Genomic DNA, 15,388 nt, shown 5'->3' with positions numbered 1-15,388 from the left:
CGGAGATTCGAATGTAATCACTTGATGGATCGAACTCACGAACAGCCCAGAACCAGAGCGCCCTTCAAGTCGGGCCACACTGGCTTGGCCGCTTCGGAATTCTCGACCCGGGTAACCTCCGATCAGTCATACGCCTCTGATGCAATTCGGGCTGCTTCGACGCCCGCAGCGAAGCTGGCTTCATGCGAAGCGTCGCCAACGTATGATCCGGCGAATGCCACTATATAGTTCGAAATTAGATGCAGCTTACGTTGGGGAATAATGGTTTCCTGTGTCAATGCCGGAATTTCGTGGGTCATTTTATGCAGAATGCGATCAGGTTCAATGTTGTCGGCGCTTGATTCCGGGCTCGTAATGTATTGTAGTGGCCCGGCAGTGTTCTGAAACTTGTTCCAAGGATAGTGAAAACTGCCGTTCTCGGTGCAGGATGTACGAGGCATATCGCCCATGCTGCTCAGCCTCCGACCCGCCGCCTACGGTCGTCAGCCGTGTCGAACCCGCAGTCGGCCAACCACTGGGCGCTGTCCCTATCCAACCGGTCCGCGTGCGGACTGATCAAAGGTTGGTGCGCCATCCGAACAGAGTGAATGAGATCTTCAAACGACATTCCTGTATTGTCCAGCGCGCTGTCAGATAATGGGCCCAATAAAATTGGCCCCAAGTTTCATGGGAGCCCGGAAACGTCTTGGACATCCTCGTCCAGTCCCGGCGGAACGCCAAGGCGGCCAGGCGTTTCCTGGCCAAGCTGATGCGCAAGCAGTGCCGGGTGCCGCAGGTGCTGGTCACCCGACAAGCTCCGCTCCTACGGAGTGGCGCACCGGGAGTTGATGCGGTCGGTGGAACACCGGCAGTCTCGCTACCTCAACAACCGGGCCGAGAACTCCCATCAACCCACCCGGCAACGTGAACACGCCATGAAGGGCTTCCGCTCACCCGGTGGGGCACAACGGTTTCTGTCGGTGTTCAGCCGGATATCCCCGCACTTCCGGCCCCGCAGGCACCGCTTGGGTGCCCTGCCTACCGCGACGAGATGACCACCCGCTTCACCACCTGGAACCAGGCCACCGGCCTGACCGCGGCAGCCTGACCACAATGGGCGATACCCCGACCGGCTATGCCCTCACCCACCAAGTGACCAATCAGTTGACAACGCCGGTCTTCTACCTGACAGTGACCGAGATCGCCGCCGGAGTCTCGTGCGGTACAGATCACCGGAGGCCGGGCCGCCATCGACCGCTGGGCGTTACCGGCGGTCGCGGTGGCCCTGGGTAACCGGACGCCCCGCCCTTCACCGGCGATCTGATCAGAACAGCATGTCTCGTACCCGCAGCGGCCGGTACCCGGTCGGGCCGAGTTGGGCGAGCTCGGCGTCGATGTTGACCTCAATCGCGCCGAAGAAATTGATGTTGGCGCTGTGCGCCGGGCTGAAGTGGGCCAGGACCTCATCGTCGATACGCTGCCCGGCCCGGCGCATGTGCTCGACCGCGAGCCCGTAATATTTTGTGGTCCAAGCGATCACGGCGTTGGTCGCCAATGTCAGGCACCGGGCTTGCTCGCTTTGGTCTGCGAGCTGGCGGGCCCGGATCGTGCCCTCGTGGGCATAGAGCAGATCCCGGCGCAGCGCATGCAGGGACTCACCCTTGTTGAGCTGGCGCGAGATCTTGCGCCGGTAGTCCGGGTCGGAGGGGTATTTCGCGGCGTAGACGGTGCGCCGCAGCGCCCTGTACTCCTTCAACGCCGCGGCCAGGGTGTTCTGCCGCGCGGACGCCGAGAGCTTGCCGACGCACAGGACCACCACCTCGAACAACCTGGCACGCACACCCGCTCCCACGACGGCCATCACCGACACTGACCTACCAGCTGAGGTTTGCGGTTCTACTGCGGGTCGGGTTGGCCTGCCCGCGTCTATCGGTCGACTGCGACCGGAAAGCTCGGGTGTTGCTCACGCCGCCACACTCGTTCAGGGGTGACGGTGAGCAGATCGGCCACCGCGCAGATCACGGCGCGGGTGCCGTCGATGTGGTCGAGGTCGGGAGTGATGACCAGAATCGTCGGGCGCGGTTCACCGCGAGCGGCCGCCCCGACGAGCAGCGCGTCGATCGCATCGAGCAGCCGTCCGGTCGGACGGTCCATGCGGGGACCGATATCGACGGTTCGCACCAGGGTGTGGTGGTATTTGCGTGCCATCGCCGCGATACGGTGTTGGAACCATCGCTGACCGGCGGGATCGGCATGGCGCAGGGTGAAGGCGACCGCCACCCGCTGGCACTCGGTCATCGAGGCTCACCTTCGTACTGGGCCAGGCGTCTTGATCCGGGACACCGTAGGGGCGCGGGGAGCCGGAGAACCCGACACGTCGCACGAGGTGCTGATGACCGGGTATCCCCACCCATCTTCTCACCCGCGCCGTTCGCTCCTCAGGGTTTGGGCAAACCCTGGGCATCGACCTTTTCTTCCGCCATACCCATCCCCACAGCGGGTGCTCGTCTGTCTAGGAGGCGGTGAGGGCGGGGTATGAGCCGCCGAGTGCCAAGGCGCGGGTCGGGTAGATCACGATGGTCGAATCCAGGCCGCTGAGCTGCGATGGCCGGGTTGCGGCGCCGAAGGCGATAACCGCGAAGACGGTCTCAGGCCAGGCACGCGTGTTGGTGTGCAGCAGCGGCATCAGCCCGAAGGAGTCCAGGAATATAGCCAGTTAACCTATGTCCATGGCCTTTGAGATTGCGACCGGGTTATTCACTCTCGCAGGCGCGACTGTTGGTGGTGGTGCGACATTCGCTGTCAATTGGCTGACTGCCCGCAACCAGCGCAAGCTTGCCGAGCAAACACGATCACAGGCGGTCGTAGACCGGAGGTACATGGCCCACATCGACTTCCTGGCTCGTGCCGACCGCTTTCAAGAAAGCCTCCGGTCGCTTTGGGAAAGGTTGCTGGACCGAAGCCCTGGTGAGGTACTCATCTCTACTAACGTGGCATATCTTGAAGCCTGGGTAGCAATGTCGGACGCCCGAGGCAGCGCGCAAATCGCCGGGCCGCCTGAGCTGGAGGTCAAACTAGTCGCCTTCCATGACGCGCTCAAGGTCTTATCCAGCCACACCGACCAGTGGTATGTCGACCGCGCGGCTGAGGACACTGATGCCAGACAGGCACGCGCACAGCGGCTTTGGGGCAAGGTGGAGGCGAAACGAAGCGAGTACATCTCGCTCGGACAAAAGACCTTGTCTAAGTGAGTCACCCTCCGACTTGGATCCCCACCATCATTTCCGCAGGTCAATTCGTGTGTTTAGCGTGTGTGTCCCCCTCCGGACACAGTACGAGCCGAAATCCCCTGCAACGCAAGGGATTTCGGCTTTTCTTGTATCGGTGGGCGAGTTGGACCCCCACGAGGCGGGCAATCAGCGCCAAACGGTGTCGCCCGGGTGCTCGGATGTGGATAAATGGGCTGAGGGGCGCGTGTGCGGTCGGTCTCAACTGGCATCCAACTCGAAGGACTAAACAGTGGCCGACAAACGTATCGAGGAACAGGCCGATGATCTCGAAGAACCCGACGTCAACGGTCGAATCCCCAAATCGGTCGCGGACTTCGTCGGAGACTCCGAGCCCGCTCGCGGTACCGGGCCCGAGGAGCTCACTCCGCACGGTCCTGGTGTGACCGAGCGAGACGGTGGATGGACCTCGACCGCTCCCGGCCGCTGACCCCGCAGCGCATGGAATTGGCTCGACAGGTGTACGTCGGTCTCGTAGAGGCCGCGGCGACCCCGGTCTTAGCCTTTCACCTGCCTGTGGATAGGCATGACCGAATCGCCGCTACCACCACAGTGCCCGGAGGCCGGAATCCGTCGGTGGGCTCGTGCACCCACTCTCGATACCCCAACCGCGAATCGAATGGCGAAGGCAACGCGACCTCACCACCAACCGGTACGACAGATACGTTGTGGCGGAACAACTCTGCGAACAGCGCAGTCTCGCCCGGGATGTCCGGACACACGAGGAACGTCCACCTCTTCGAGCGCGGGTGCCAAATGATCGGCCCTACACGGCCATTGGACTGTGCCAGCATATGCACCTTGACCAGCGCACCGATGTGGGCGGGCATCGTGACCGCGCCGACACTTCCGACTATGAAAACGGTCCGTGCCAAGTCCAGCCGTACACGGGCGGGCAATCCACATGCGACTTGATAGAAGCTGCGCTGTGACTCCAAGGCCGCGGCTTGCTTGGATCGGAGAATCTCGATGTTCTCCACGGCGGGTCACTCCATCCCCGCCGCTGATAACCCTGGCCCGGAATCTCGTTCGATCATGCGAGCTTTCAACTCAGCCATGAGCTCGTGTGTGGACAGCTGTGCGATGGATTTCCGGATTGTGCTAGTGATCCAGCCCGCCCGTTCCATCTCCTCGAGCAGCGCGGCGACCTCATCGACCGTGGGCGTATTCACCTCGTAGAACAGAATCTTGCCGATTACCCCATCCTTCTTGCTGGGCCGGGGCGGCCCACCGGCCGTGTACTTCGCCAGTTGCTCATTCGTGCCATAGTGCCGAAGCCAGTGCACTTGGCGGTAGCAGTGCTGCTGCGGTGTCGTGTCATCGTGGTCTTCTTCGTCATCCGAACCCATTGCTCGCGCCTCCTGGATGCTCGTCGGTTGCAACGCGCCCCACGCCGAGGCAGCACACATCGATTGACGGCCCAATGTGTAGGTGACGGAACACCTCATACTCGGCTTTGGGGCTTATTCGAGCGTCGCTGACCTGGTGCTTCGATCCCAGCCACAGAACCGCACACCAGCGATACGCTTGCGACACGGCTAGTTGTCGGCGCGAGCGGGGGCAGCGATGATCAATAACTCGTGGACACGCGTTGAGGTATTGGCCTTGCGTGTCGATGCGCTGCGGCTGACGCAAGAGCAGTTCGCCGAAAAGCTCGGCTTCAAACCGCCTACGATCCGGAAGTGGGAACGTGCCACGAAGGACCGACCGGTTCGCGGCGAGTCCGCGCAAGCGCTGGATACCTGGCTGGCGCGACTCGATGATGATCAGCGAGCGCGGTTCCGTGCGGCGACGGTTGAGCGTGTCGCGGTCGTGCCCATCGTGGCCGATCGCACCATAATTGCGGACAGCGTAGAGCTAGGGGACAGACCCCTCGATTCGCGAGGAGCCGGGGACGACGTAGTGAAGCGGCGACAATTCGAGGCTCTCCTCACGGCTGCGCTCGTCGACAGTTCTATATTCACAGGCAGCCGTATCGGACTCGGCGACGCGAAGCGAGTCATCGACGGCGTTGCGCGGCTGAGGCACCGTGAGCAGGCTATTGGCGGCGTCACACTCGTAGAGGAGGCAGTAGGGTGCCTTGAGCTCGCTAAAAATAGCCTCGATACCTGCACCTTTGACGAGGCGGCTGGAAGAGCGTTCATGAGTGCGGTAGCCAATCTTGCCACGACAACCGGTTGGCTAGCCTACGACGCAGACCTGCATAGTCTCGCACGCCGTTGCTACGCCGACGCGTTCTCGCTGGCGAATCAGGCCGCCGACAACGATCTGACGGTGCATGCGTGCCTCAATGCCGCGAGTCAGCTGATATCCCTTAGTCATCGAGGTCAGGGAAATCCCCACCGTGCGCTCAGTTTGGTCACCCGTGCGCGCGACCTGATCCGCGGTGATCCGCCTGGCCGTGTCCACACGCTGATCGCAACGCGAGAAGCGCAGGCATACGCAGTCATACGTGACCGAGTCGGGTTCGGTCGGGCGATATCGAGAGCATGGCGTGAGCTGGACTTTGCGTTGGAGCACGAGTTTGTCGATGAGTGCCCGGAGTGGCTACGGTTCGTCAACTCGGCCGAGGTCCGGTGCCATGAGGCTCGCGGGTTCGGCGAACTCGGACAGTTCTCCAAGTCTGCTGATTTGTCGGCGGGACTAGCGCTCGATCAAGCAGGTGCTCGTAACGCTGCGAACTACCGGGCGGGCTGGGCGGCTTCACTGGCGAAAGCTGGCGATATCAACGCTGCTGTTGCACAAGGGCTTTCGGTCGTTGGCGACCTCGAGAGATCGGTGTCGTCCACCCGCACATTGCGCCTTCTCGAGCCAGTCCGTAGCGCTGTTGACGACCGGCTAGGGGACGAATTCCGGGAACGATTCGACGAGTTGGCGCGGAAGGCAGCGGTTTCCGTATGAGCATCGGCAGAGCACAGACACTGCACGGCATCGAGTTTCAGCATTACACCGCTGCGGAAGCGCGCGAGCAGCGTGAGGTGGTCGAAGCGATCTTCCGAGGCTCGTACACCCAGTCCGGCAGGGCGTTCAGCACGCCCGAGGCATTCATGCGGCGGTTCGACAACTACACCGATCCAGGGCGTGACGGTGAATTCGAGCTTGTGATGGCTAGATTCGAGGGGAATCCATGCGGCCAGGCATGGGGCTGGCCGCTACCGGCGAACGCCGCGTGGTGGGGTGGGCTGTGTCTCGATGATGGTGATCTTGCCGCATTCACCACTGAGGATGGTTCACGCACATTCGCCCTCAGCGAGATCATGGTGCTGTCCGAGTTGACCGGTCGGGGCATCGCGCACGCACTTCATGACGAACTGCTGAGGAACAGGCGCGAACGTCGCGCGACGTTGCTCGTGCGGCCCGACAATGATCGCGCGTACAAGACGTACCGGAAGTGGGGCTGGTACCGAGTCGGAACACTCCGGCCTGGTTGGCCGGATGCGCCGACATTCGATGCTCTGATTCGAGACCTCGAGTAGCGCCAACACGACTGTGACATAGCTCAATTCGCAGTTTGGGGCGGTCACCGATCCTGAAACAGCCCGTTCAACAACGAGCAACATATTTGCTTGCCAGCACGCCGACGGATACGGCTCGAAGTATGGCTGTCCACACCGAGTTGAAGGGACAAGGTTGATGATCGAAACAACGCTGTTGGAGACGCTGACCAGCGACGCCGAACGCGACCAGGTGCAACAGCTCGTCGTCGGAGCGGTCGTCGTGCACGAAGGCAAAGTCTTGCTGCTGAAACGACCGGCTGGCGACTTCATCGGTGGCATATGGGAGTTGCCCAGCGGCAAGGTCGATTCGGGTGAAGCTCTCGATGAGGCGCTTGTCCGGGAGGTGAGAGAGGAAACCGGCCTCGACATCGCGGGTATCCGAGAGTACTTGGGCGAGTTCGACTACCGATCCGGCAGCGGCAAGAAGAGCCGACAGTTCAACTTCGCGGTCGATGTCGTCAGCCCTGAACCAGTCGAGTTGACCGAACACGATGCCTACACCTGGACCAGTTTGGCTGAAGAGCCACCAGTCAGCGACGCCGTGAAGGAAGTACTTCGCATGTGTCCGACTGTTTGATTTGTATGGCAAAAGAACCTTCGATGGCTTGACCTTTCGTGAGCGGCTCTGGCTCCGCAAGGCTATCGCCACCTGCCGCGCTCAGGTGTCCGTTGTGGATTGACTTGTGGCAGGGGGCATGTCGTGAGCACCGGTGCTTCAGTTGGCTGGCAGAGGATGGGCCGGGACACTTGCCGGATTGGCCGACGCGATACCGGTTGAGCGCCAAGCCGCCGCGGAGGAGGGCAGGTGTGGCTGGTGGGCTGCCTAGTACGGGAAGATGGTTGAATGGTGCGTCGTACCGACTCGGCACGGATCGCGAGTGCTGGGGTAACGCAGACTCGGCACGCGGTCGAGACGGGCATGGGCTGGCTGTTTCGTGAGCAGCCGCTTGAGGATTACGGGATCGACGCTCACATCGAGGTGGTCGACGACGACACTGTGCGCGGCAAGTTGGTCGCTCTACAGATCAAGGCCGGCCGAAGCTACTTCAGCACACCTGCAGACAAGGGTGGCTGGTGGTTCCGCGCGAAAGCCGATCACTTCGAGTACTGGCTCGACTTCGCGATTCCGGTGGCTATCGCACTGGTCGACCTGGACAGCAGGCTGTGCCACTGGCAGCTGGTGACGGAGTCGACGGTCGAGAAGTCCGATGGAACCTACTGGAAGCTGCGAGTCCCGAAGGTCCACGTCCTTGACAGCTCTGCGGTGCAGCCATTAACTGACGCGGCCGACAATGCCTCCCGCCGCACGCGCGGACCGTTGGGGGCGCTGGTCGACAAACGAGATTTGATCGAGTCTGTGGCCCGCGAATTGTTCGCCGCTCCCGAGATACCGTTGGGAAGTCGGAAGTTGGTCAACGGGACCGGCTTGTACTGCCTCTACTACTCGGGCGCTGACGAGCTCTACTGCCCAATAGCGAACGGGGACCCTGCTCTACCTTTATACGTCGGCGCAGCGGCGTCGAATAGGCGTTTTGGCGACGGGCAGGTGAGCCCAACCAGCCCGTCAGCCCTGTCGCGACGCCTACAGTTGCTGGCCGACATTATCAGGGAGGTTGAGCATCGGGCACCCAGCGAGTGTGAGCATCGGCTGTTTCTGCACGACTTCACCTGGCGTCGCCTTGTGGTTGACGATATATGGGCCAATGCTGCCGAGCAGTTTATTGTTCAGCAATCGTCGCCGATCTGGAACAGGGTGGTGCGCGGTTTCGGTAGCCATAGCCCCGGCTCACATCGGAAGGCCGGGCGGAAGTCACGGTGGGACACCCTGCATCCTGGGCGTGAACGGGCAGACTCGTTGGAGTCGGCAGAGACCGTATCGGAGTTGGAATCTCTTGTCCAGGCTCATTTTAAGAATATGTTGAAGGCACCCGAGAGTCGGTCATGGTCGTCTGTGTCCCCAGCGGAGCCTTCGAACCCGTAGGACAGCAGGGTGTCCAGGACGGCTTTGTTGGCGTAGGGCTCAGAACATTCCTGGCGATCTGTCATCAGCAGATGCTCGGCTCTCGTCGGGTTTGACTCCGGCGCCGGAGAGATGGAATCGAGTAATCGGCTTGGTCCTTCGTCTTGGCCGGCCGGCGATCTCTTTCTCACCGTGCAAGATGTGCAGGTAGGTGTTCTCGACGACGGTGACGAGCTTGCCTCGGTGTCGCGGGCCGAGTTTGGTTGAAGGGGCATAGACTGGACGACTTCGGGTGCCTACCGGATCTCGACGATTGCGTGGCGTTCGAGCCCACTAGCGCCCCCGGGACTGTGGCCCGGAGCCCGCTGTACTGCTGGCGGCCGTGGCGCCGCGCGCCTCCGTAGATTCCGTGAGTAACCTGCCTAGGAGGACGAAGGCCTCACAGCACTGCCCTCAGCCGCTCCATGATCGGTATGGTGCGGTCGCCACGTACTAGCCGTGGTTCGGCGAGGCTGAACGGCGCGTCCTCACGCACCGCCTGCAGCACTGCGACGAAGGCTGCGTCCGCAGAAAGAAACACATCGCAGTCGAGTAGGTATGAACTGTGCTGCTGATCGGCCGGATTGCCGCCGGTGACCTTCCGGTCGGTTTGTACAGTGTCGACTGCCCACCGAATCCACTGTCGCGGAACTGCCGCCAAGGCCACCTCCTCGAACCAGAACCGGGTGAAGTCGATCGGATCCGACCGCACGGCAGCCAGGTCGACATATGCGCCTACCCAGTCGGCGAAGGTGGTGTCCTCGGCGGTGAATGGCGCGCGGCTGACAACCTCGACCAACTGCTGCCAGAACACCATCCGCGAGTCCAGCCTCCACGCCTCAATCGGATCCCCATTCCATCCTTGCGCGCACCGCGCGGCCACCTCCGCCGAGCCAGAGGCCAGTAGCGCAGTCAGTGGCCGCATACTGAGATTGCCTTGCAACAACAACGACCGGTTCTTCTTCTGCAGCGCTACTGCAGCATCGAAGATCGGTTTCTGGGCGGCTTCGTGATCATGAATCCGCTGGGCATCCTGTACTGCCGCTCGCCAAATACGTCTGGTCCAAAAAGTGTGCAGCGAAGCCGCTTTCGCGGTATCCGGCATCGTTCGCATCCACTGCGGGCGCAGGCGACGGATCTCGGCGACTACCTCCGCGGACTCCACCTCTGCCTCGGTTGACAGGCGACCGCGCGGATAACGCGCCAATGCGCTGATGATCCGCTGCCGTACCTGTGGTACTGGATGGCGCGCAACCTCCATCAACGTGCTCGGTGCGACCATCACCTGAAGCGATCGGGATCGTACCAGCGCATCGAAATCTGAGGAGGCACAGTCGTCGCCGATAGATGACCATAGATTCGTATCGAGCATGATTGTGGAGGTAGCTTTCACTGGGTCCTCCTCCGCCCCGTGGATCCGAGTAATGAGCGCGCAATACCGCCGTGTTGCCTCGTTGTCGGCAGTCCCATCGAGTACCTGCCTGCGAGCATATCGGCTGCAATCCATCAAGATCGTCCGGCTCGTTGTTTCTTGGTAGCTGGACTGATACGCCGAACACCCCCCTGCGCTGGGTGTCGCAAGGGCGCTTCTGGGCGCAGTGCAGCACACGAGCGTACCGGGGCTATACGACTATTGCAGACTTTTCATGGCTGACTGTAGTCGGGCCGCAACAAGTTCTGCGGGACCCACGAGGCGGTATCGTCCTTTGTGCTCTTCGAGCGCGTCGATGAATGGCGAGGATAGAAATTGCAGGGCCTGAACGATGGTTTCGTGCAGTATTCCGAGTTTGCGCAGGTCGCGTCGAATTTCATTAGGGCCTAGCCAGTTTCCGTCGTACATGGGATTCTCGTCCCGCATCTCAAGGTCCAGCTGCATGATGACGGCGTTCAGTACTCCCAACTGACGCAAGCGTGCCTCATGGTGTTGTTGTAGTTCGGCGCCTCGATCGTCGGCGGTCATCTCTGTAGCGAATAGCGCTTGCAACTCGTGCGGTGAGAAGGGGGCCTGCGAGTGCAGAAGTACCGCCTCAGCGAGGGTCCGGGCGTGTAGGACCGCAAGACATGAATCAGCGGCAGCGTCGGCATGGACACGTCGATGGAATTCTGGACCGACGAGAACTGTTGTCGCAGCACTGATTTTGGCGCGATGTTCTCGAAGCCCTTGGGAACTGACTTCATGATCAGATACGGGGCCGTCTGCCGATGTCTTGGCTTCTACAGCCAGAACGAGCTTCTCTGCAGGGAGCGGCAAGATTGCGGCCACATCGGTTTGCGCGCTGCCCGACAAGTGCTCAGCCTCAAGTCCGAGGTAGCGCAGCGCGTCGCGGACAGCCACCTCGAAACGCGTCGGGTGGCGGCTATCGTGCATCGCCTCGATCAGTTCGTCCGCGATGCGAGCCGCCGTTGTCGGTTCCTGAACGGTGGGTTCGGTGCCCGATGTCGGAATGGTTGACTGCGAGCCAGTTTCGACTCTGTCTGCGCATGGAAGATCGTTGAGAAGGGCACGACCGACTGGAGTGAGCTGGAAGCGTTGGTGGTCGAACTTCTCCAGAACTCCACACGCGCGCAAGAGCGCAAACCGGGTACGAATTCCTGGGACTCGCAATCCGTCTCGGCCGTATTGCGTGCTTCGTGCCGCAAGAGCTGCCGCGTCTGCGGGACCGTTGTGTAGTTCGTGGAGGATCTCGCCGATGAACCATACGTTTGCGTGGACGATGCGTACGAGGTCGAGATCATCATTACTTTCCAGCCATGCTCTAGCTGCTGCAGTGGTAGACCATCGACCCATCCCGACCCTTTCGATGAGCCCGAGGAACCTCAACGACGCTCGCGCCTGCCGCGCGGATGCAAGCGCTAGACCGTAACGCTGAAACAGCTCGTCCAGAGCTTCTTCCCCAACCTCGGAAGTGGCGGCATAGGTTGCCTTGCTGAGTACTTCAAGTTGTCCTACGCCGTCGGGGCTGGCGAGGAGCAGGCTCCTCGCCTCGGTCCGAACACCATGGCCTTGCGTGTTAAGAGATTCAAGGATCTGACCGATCACGGGGTGTGCCTTCGCTACCTCGGTGACGCTGCCAGGAGCCATATCCTCGGGTTCTCCGAGCGGAAGCCAAGCCGACAGTGCCGCGCCGGCCGTGGTCAGGTGCACCGCTCCACCGTAGAGTTCGATATGTCCGGATGCCCGTAGCCAGGTTGTCCTCTTCCTCAGCTGGTCGAGGGCGTCCCAGTTCATCCCATACCGCGCGTTGGCGACTACGCGAAGGTCATCGTGAGAGCACGGACCGTCGCTCAGCAAGCTCAGCAGTTCGCCCACCAGGCGAACATGCCGATGGAGATGCAGAATCAGCAACTCTGGATCCGAGGTGTGTATCCACTGCTCAACGCCCTCGGCCAGAACGACCCTATTATCGCGACGGGCAACGAGACTCGGTCCCAACTTTTTGACCAGTTCTGCGACGGCTATGGGTCCGTTGAAGCCAGCCACAGTGACGGCTTCGTCTGCCTGGCCCGCGCTGGCCAGGGCACGAAGCAGCGGTGTCAGATTATTGATCCATTGCTCGCCGGAGCCTGGCAAGGAGGGAACAGTCTGAATCCGGTCACGCCACGCGAACGGTCCATAGTCAGCAGCGCCAGCACCGACGTGATAGTTCATGTCAGAACGGTAGCGACTGAGGCCAGAAGCATTGTGGAGATGTGCGAAATACTAGGCATGGCTGCAGCATTCACGCTCAACAGCGGCTGGTCGAGGCTCCGGGCAGTGCAAGCCTGGCGATGTAGCGGCACAGCGTTCGACTCTGCCAACGCGCCAACGGTCCACCTGCGGACCCGTTCATGCCGCCGATCTTGTTGTCCGCCCGCAGTGGACCCGGCTTACGGGCCCCAAACCAACGGCTGCGTTTGCTGGCTAGTGCGTGCCCACTTGAACGGAACCGGCGGGTTATCGTGTGGCGCCCCGTTTCTCGGCACCCAGTGTGACCTTGCCCGGCGCCGGCTCCGCCGTGTGCGGCTTGCCCGTCATCGCCGCGAGAGCTCCCACGACGGTGTACCCATGGTTGCGGTCGTCGACCCAGACAACGTCGAGTGTCGGAGCCGGAGGGTCCTGGTCCGTTGGTGCTGTGGTCGGTTGCACCTCAGGTAAGCCGTGTCATCATCTCCGCAGATCGATTCGTGTGTTTAGCGCGTGTGTCCCCCTTGGACAAGTTGGTTCAGCGGCGGCGAGTACCTCCCCCTCCGTCAGTCGTGTTCTCCTTGAGGAGGGCCTGGGCGGCATCGTCGAGGGCGGCGTAGCGCCCCTGTTGGGCGCTACCCGCACGGGTGACCGGTGAGGAAGGTGCGAGCAGATCGCGGTCGCGGTCGGTGTAGTTCTCGGAGACGTAAAGGAAGTAGCTGCGATCCCACAGCCCGGCTTGGACGTGAGCCCACATCGAGTGCAGGCTTGCGCGGGTTCGGTACCGGTCTCTTGCGGTGGGCGATCTGGTCGGCACGTTCGGGTACGACGGTGCGAATACTTCGGCGGCGCAATATCTTCCGATTCGCGACGGAGGAGTATTCCCTGTCCGCGATCATCACGTCCGGGTTGCGTTTCTATCGATACCCAGAGTGGTCCCACCCTCTCGGAAGGGCCGTGCGGGCACTGGACAGGTTAGGTGAACAGTCGTTCGTAGGATTGCTGCGTAATTGCCATGTGTCGTCGAGATGCCTGGTCATCGGAAAATCGTTCGATGTGGTCGCGAATATCACCTCCGGTGAGGTTCGCGAGCAAAGCCTGCTCAAGGCAGTATCGGCTGAGGTGGAAAGCGAAACTGGCGATTGTTTCGCAGGTTCCGGTTGTGATCGGGCCGCCGTGGATTGCGGAATTGCGTACGCGGCGTAGGCGATCCAGGTGGCGGTCGAACCGCCGGTCGATTGCTTCCAGTTTCGCGTTTAGTGCGGTACCGGACTCGAAGGCGCCCGCTACCTCGGCCAGGGCACGGTGCAGCCAATGGCTAGCGAAGATATCGCGTAGCGCGGCCGCGTGACCGATTGCCGCAAGAGGAATCAGTTGGTCTGCCTCGCCGTTCCATTCGTGGAGGTCGTTCGTCAATCGCCGCAACTCCTCGGGGGGCTCTGCGAATAGTTCACTGGAAGGACTGTTCGCCGCAGTTGCCTCCATCACAGTGTTGACGAATTCGATGAGTTGAACGTGGGAGACCGCGTTGCGGAATCGTTTGCTCAGAAACGTCGTCCAGTCGTGATCACCCGCCCATGCGGTCACGTGTTCGAGCGCTCGGACAGCAGCCATCACCAATTCGACTGGCCCGGTATCCCATGCGCTGGTCAGTGCCGAACGCAAACTCAGCGCGACCTCGACCTGTTCGATGGTCGCGATACCGGTGATTGTGGTTATGGCGCCGACATCCTCGAGACGGTGACCGATGTCATCGATGGGGCGACGAGCCTGTCGGGCAGCTGCACTTGGTTGGGGCCAGATTCCACCGCGTCGTAGTTTTCCGTCGGTGTAGACGGTTTGGCTGTGGTGCAGATGCCAGGTGCCGGGGAGCGGGTCGGTGATTTGGACCAGTGTGGCGGCGATCGCTCTGGCTTGTGGCACCGCCAGATGCAGCGGGATAGCGTCCAATGATACGCGGACGTAGACGATTCCGGGATCCTCGTCCCACCGGATTTCCTCGCCTGTGCGAGGGTTTCGTATGGGTGTCGCGAGTTCGGGTGGCCTGAATTTGACGGCAGAACTGGAATCGACACGTCCGACGAGCGGACCCAGGAGTTGTGCGGCATAGAGGTTGATGTTGCCGTGCGCGATCTCCATCTGTCTTATGTGGGCGTCGTCGAAACGCAGCCATACCACGCAGTCGCCGGTCGGACTCGGGGCGGTGAGTACGGCTTCGCATAGCGCCAGTTTCTGGAATGGGGGGAGTGGTCCGGATCCATCGATCGCGAGGTCTTGCTTCTTGTCCGCAGTGAGGAGACTGAGTAGATGTTGGGGGGCCGCGGGGCTGTCGTTCAGGATCTCGGTGCACCGGCCGACGATTTCGTCTGTGCTCTGTCGACGCATCTCGATGATCGCTGACCAACATTGCCTGCGGGACTCCAGACAGTCGGTGTGCCTGGCGGTGCTCCGAGTCTCCCTGATCATGTCCTTCCAGGCTGCGATCACCGCTGGGTCGGAGACCGTCGCCGCGAGAAGTTTGTCGGCCGCTGCCGCTGCTGCGGCGCGGGCAGTTTCATCGAGTTCGTGCTTGCCGTTTGTCTCCGTGAACAGACTGCACAGGTGAGATTCAAGGATACGGTGCTCGTTGTGCAACAACCTTCGCAGTCGAGGGCCAGTGAGGCGGAAGCTCTCCTTATAGTCTCGAATCGCCGATTGCCAGTCGCGGTGTTGAATCGATCGGAAGTCGCGCGGGTCGTGTAGCCATGCCAGCAGTTCCACGGCGGCGTGGGGGATCGGCATCACATCGGTGTAGACGACGACCTGCTCGTTCAGAATCGCGACAAGCTCGCTGAGCCATCGCTCGTCCTCTGGGATGGTCACTCGCACCTCGCTCGACTCGGGAGATAGGAACAGGCAGATCGAAGGATATGTCCAGGGTGTGCCGATCCCACAAAGGTTCGGCCCGATCGCGGGCGAGTTT

Annotated in this window: 14 protein-coding genes and 2 pseudogenes; 7 read left to right on the top strand and 9 right to left on the bottom strand. The window is 61.5% G+C overall.

Annotation, left to right across the window (positions count from 1 at the left end):
• Positions 1–122: 122 nt before the first annotated feature.
• Positions 123–449, bottom strand: a complete 327-nt coding sequence (locus DBO33_RS43050) for a hypothetical protein (RefSeq protein ID WP_159080524.1) — start codon at positions 447–449, stop codon at positions 123–125.
• Between the two features lie 221 nt (positions 450–670).
• Between DBO33_RS43050 and DBO33_RS44910 the strand changes: the two are divergent.
• Positions 671–1,087: pseudogene (locus DBO33_RS44910) on the top strand (IS6 family transposase); the annotation flags it as partial.
• 216 nt (positions 1,088–1,303) lie between these two features.
• Here DBO33_RS44910 and DBO33_RS26000 read toward each other — a convergent pair.
• The 3 genes and pseudogenes from DBO33_RS26000 to DBO33_RS43045 form a co-directional block, all read right to left on the bottom strand.
• Positions 1,304–1,789, bottom strand: a pseudogene (locus DBO33_RS26000) (Tn3 family transposase); the annotation flags it as partial.
• A gap of 116 nt (positions 1,790–1,905) precedes the next feature.
• Positions 1,906–2,277 carry a hypothetical protein gene (locus DBO33_RS25995; protein WP_107657404.1) on the bottom strand — a complete coding sequence of 124 codons (372 nt, stop codon included), beginning with the start codon at positions 2,275–2,277 and terminating at the stop codon, positions 1,906–1,908.
• Between the two features lie 214 nt (positions 2,278–2,491).
• Entirely contained in the window at positions 2,492–2,665 is a 174-nt protein-coding gene (locus DBO33_RS43045) for a hypothetical protein (RefSeq protein WP_159080523.1), read from the bottom strand.
• Positions 2,666–2,708: 43 nt separating this feature from the next.
• Between DBO33_RS43045 and DBO33_RS25990 the strand changes: the two genes are divergently transcribed.
• Positions 2,709–3,230 (top strand): hypothetical protein, encoded by a 522-nt coding sequence (locus DBO33_RS25990; protein ID WP_159080522.1) that lies wholly within the window; start codon positions 2,709–2,711, stop codon positions 3,228–3,230.
• A gap of 268 nt (positions 3,231–3,498) precedes the next feature.
• Positions 3,499–3,696: a hypothetical protein gene (locus tag DBO33_RS25985; RefSeq protein WP_107657402.1), complete on the top strand. Its 198-nt coding sequence runs from the start codon at positions 3,499–3,501 to the stop codon at positions 3,694–3,696.
• Positions 3,697–4,252: 556 nt separating this feature from the next.
• Here DBO33_RS25985 and DBO33_RS25975 read toward each other — a convergent pair.
• A complete protein-coding gene (locus DBO33_RS25975) occupies positions 4,253–4,615 on the bottom strand; it encodes a hypothetical protein (RefSeq protein WP_107660594.1) in 363 nt (120 codons plus the stop codon).
• A 217-nt stretch (positions 4,616–4,832) separates the two neighbouring features.
• Between DBO33_RS25975 and DBO33_RS25970 the strand changes: the two genes are divergently transcribed.
• The 4 genes from DBO33_RS25970 (at position 4,833) to DBO33_RS25955 (ending at position 8,744) form a co-directional block, all read left to right on the top strand.
• Positions 4,833–6,167, top strand: coding sequence for a helix-turn-helix domain-containing protein (locus DBO33_RS25970; RefSeq protein WP_107657400.1), 1,335 nt, complete (start codon positions 4,833–4,835; stop codon positions 6,165–6,167).
• Positions 6,164–6,742, top strand: a complete 579-nt coding sequence (locus DBO33_RS25965; RefSeq protein ID WP_107657399.1) for a GNAT family N-acetyltransferase — start codon at positions 6,164–6,166, stop codon at positions 6,740–6,742. The genes DBO33_RS25970 and DBO33_RS25965 overlap by 4 nt, the downstream gene beginning before the upstream one ends.
• 157 nt (positions 6,743–6,899) lie before the next feature.
• Positions 6,900–7,340, top strand: coding sequence for an NUDIX hydrolase (locus DBO33_RS25960; RefSeq protein ID WP_107657398.1), 441 nt, complete (start codon positions 6,900–6,902; stop codon positions 7,338–7,340).
• A 267-nt stretch (positions 7,341–7,607) separates the two neighbouring features.
• Positions 7,608–8,744 carry an Eco29kI family restriction endonuclease gene (locus DBO33_RS25955; RefSeq protein ID WP_107657397.1) on the top strand — a complete coding sequence of 379 codons (1,137 nt, stop codon included), beginning with the start codon at positions 7,608–7,610 and terminating at the stop codon, positions 8,742–8,744.
• Positions 8,745–9,162: 418 nt separating this feature from the next.
• On the opposite strand, the gene DBO33_RS25945 is transcribed toward DBO33_RS25955, so the two are convergent.
• The 4 genes from DBO33_RS25945 to DBO33_RS25925 form a co-directional block, all read right to left on the bottom strand.
• Positions 9,163–10,155 carry a hypothetical protein gene (locus DBO33_RS25945; protein WP_159080521.1) on the bottom strand — a complete coding sequence of 331 codons (993 nt, stop codon included), beginning with the start codon at positions 10,153–10,155 and terminating at the stop codon, positions 9,163–9,165.
• 237 nt (positions 10,156–10,392) lie between these two features.
• Positions 10,393–12,411, bottom strand: coding sequence for a hypothetical protein (locus DBO33_RS25940; RefSeq protein WP_107657395.1), 2,019 nt, complete (start codon positions 12,409–12,411; stop codon positions 10,393–10,395).
• Between the two features lie 553 nt (positions 12,412–12,964).
• Positions 12,965–13,183 carry a hypothetical protein gene (locus tag DBO33_RS25930; RefSeq protein WP_107657393.1) on the bottom strand — a complete coding sequence of 73 codons (219 nt, stop codon included), beginning with the start codon at positions 13,181–13,183 and terminating at the stop codon, positions 12,965–12,967.
• 218 nt (positions 13,184–13,401) lie between these two features.
• Complete coding sequence (locus DBO33_RS25925; protein WP_159080520.1) at positions 13,402–15,288, bottom strand: hypothetical protein; 1,887 nt, start codon at positions 15,286–15,288, stop codon at positions 13,402–13,404.
• Positions 15,289–15,388: the final 100 nt, after the last annotated feature.

The sequence above is a fragment of the Nocardia suismassiliense genome (genome assembly GCF_900269665.1).
Classification (GTDB): domain Bacteria; phylum Actinomycetota; class Actinomycetes; order Mycobacteriales; family Mycobacteriaceae; genus Nocardia; species Nocardia suismassiliense.
This window is presented reverse-complemented; position numbering and strand designations above follow the sequence as displayed.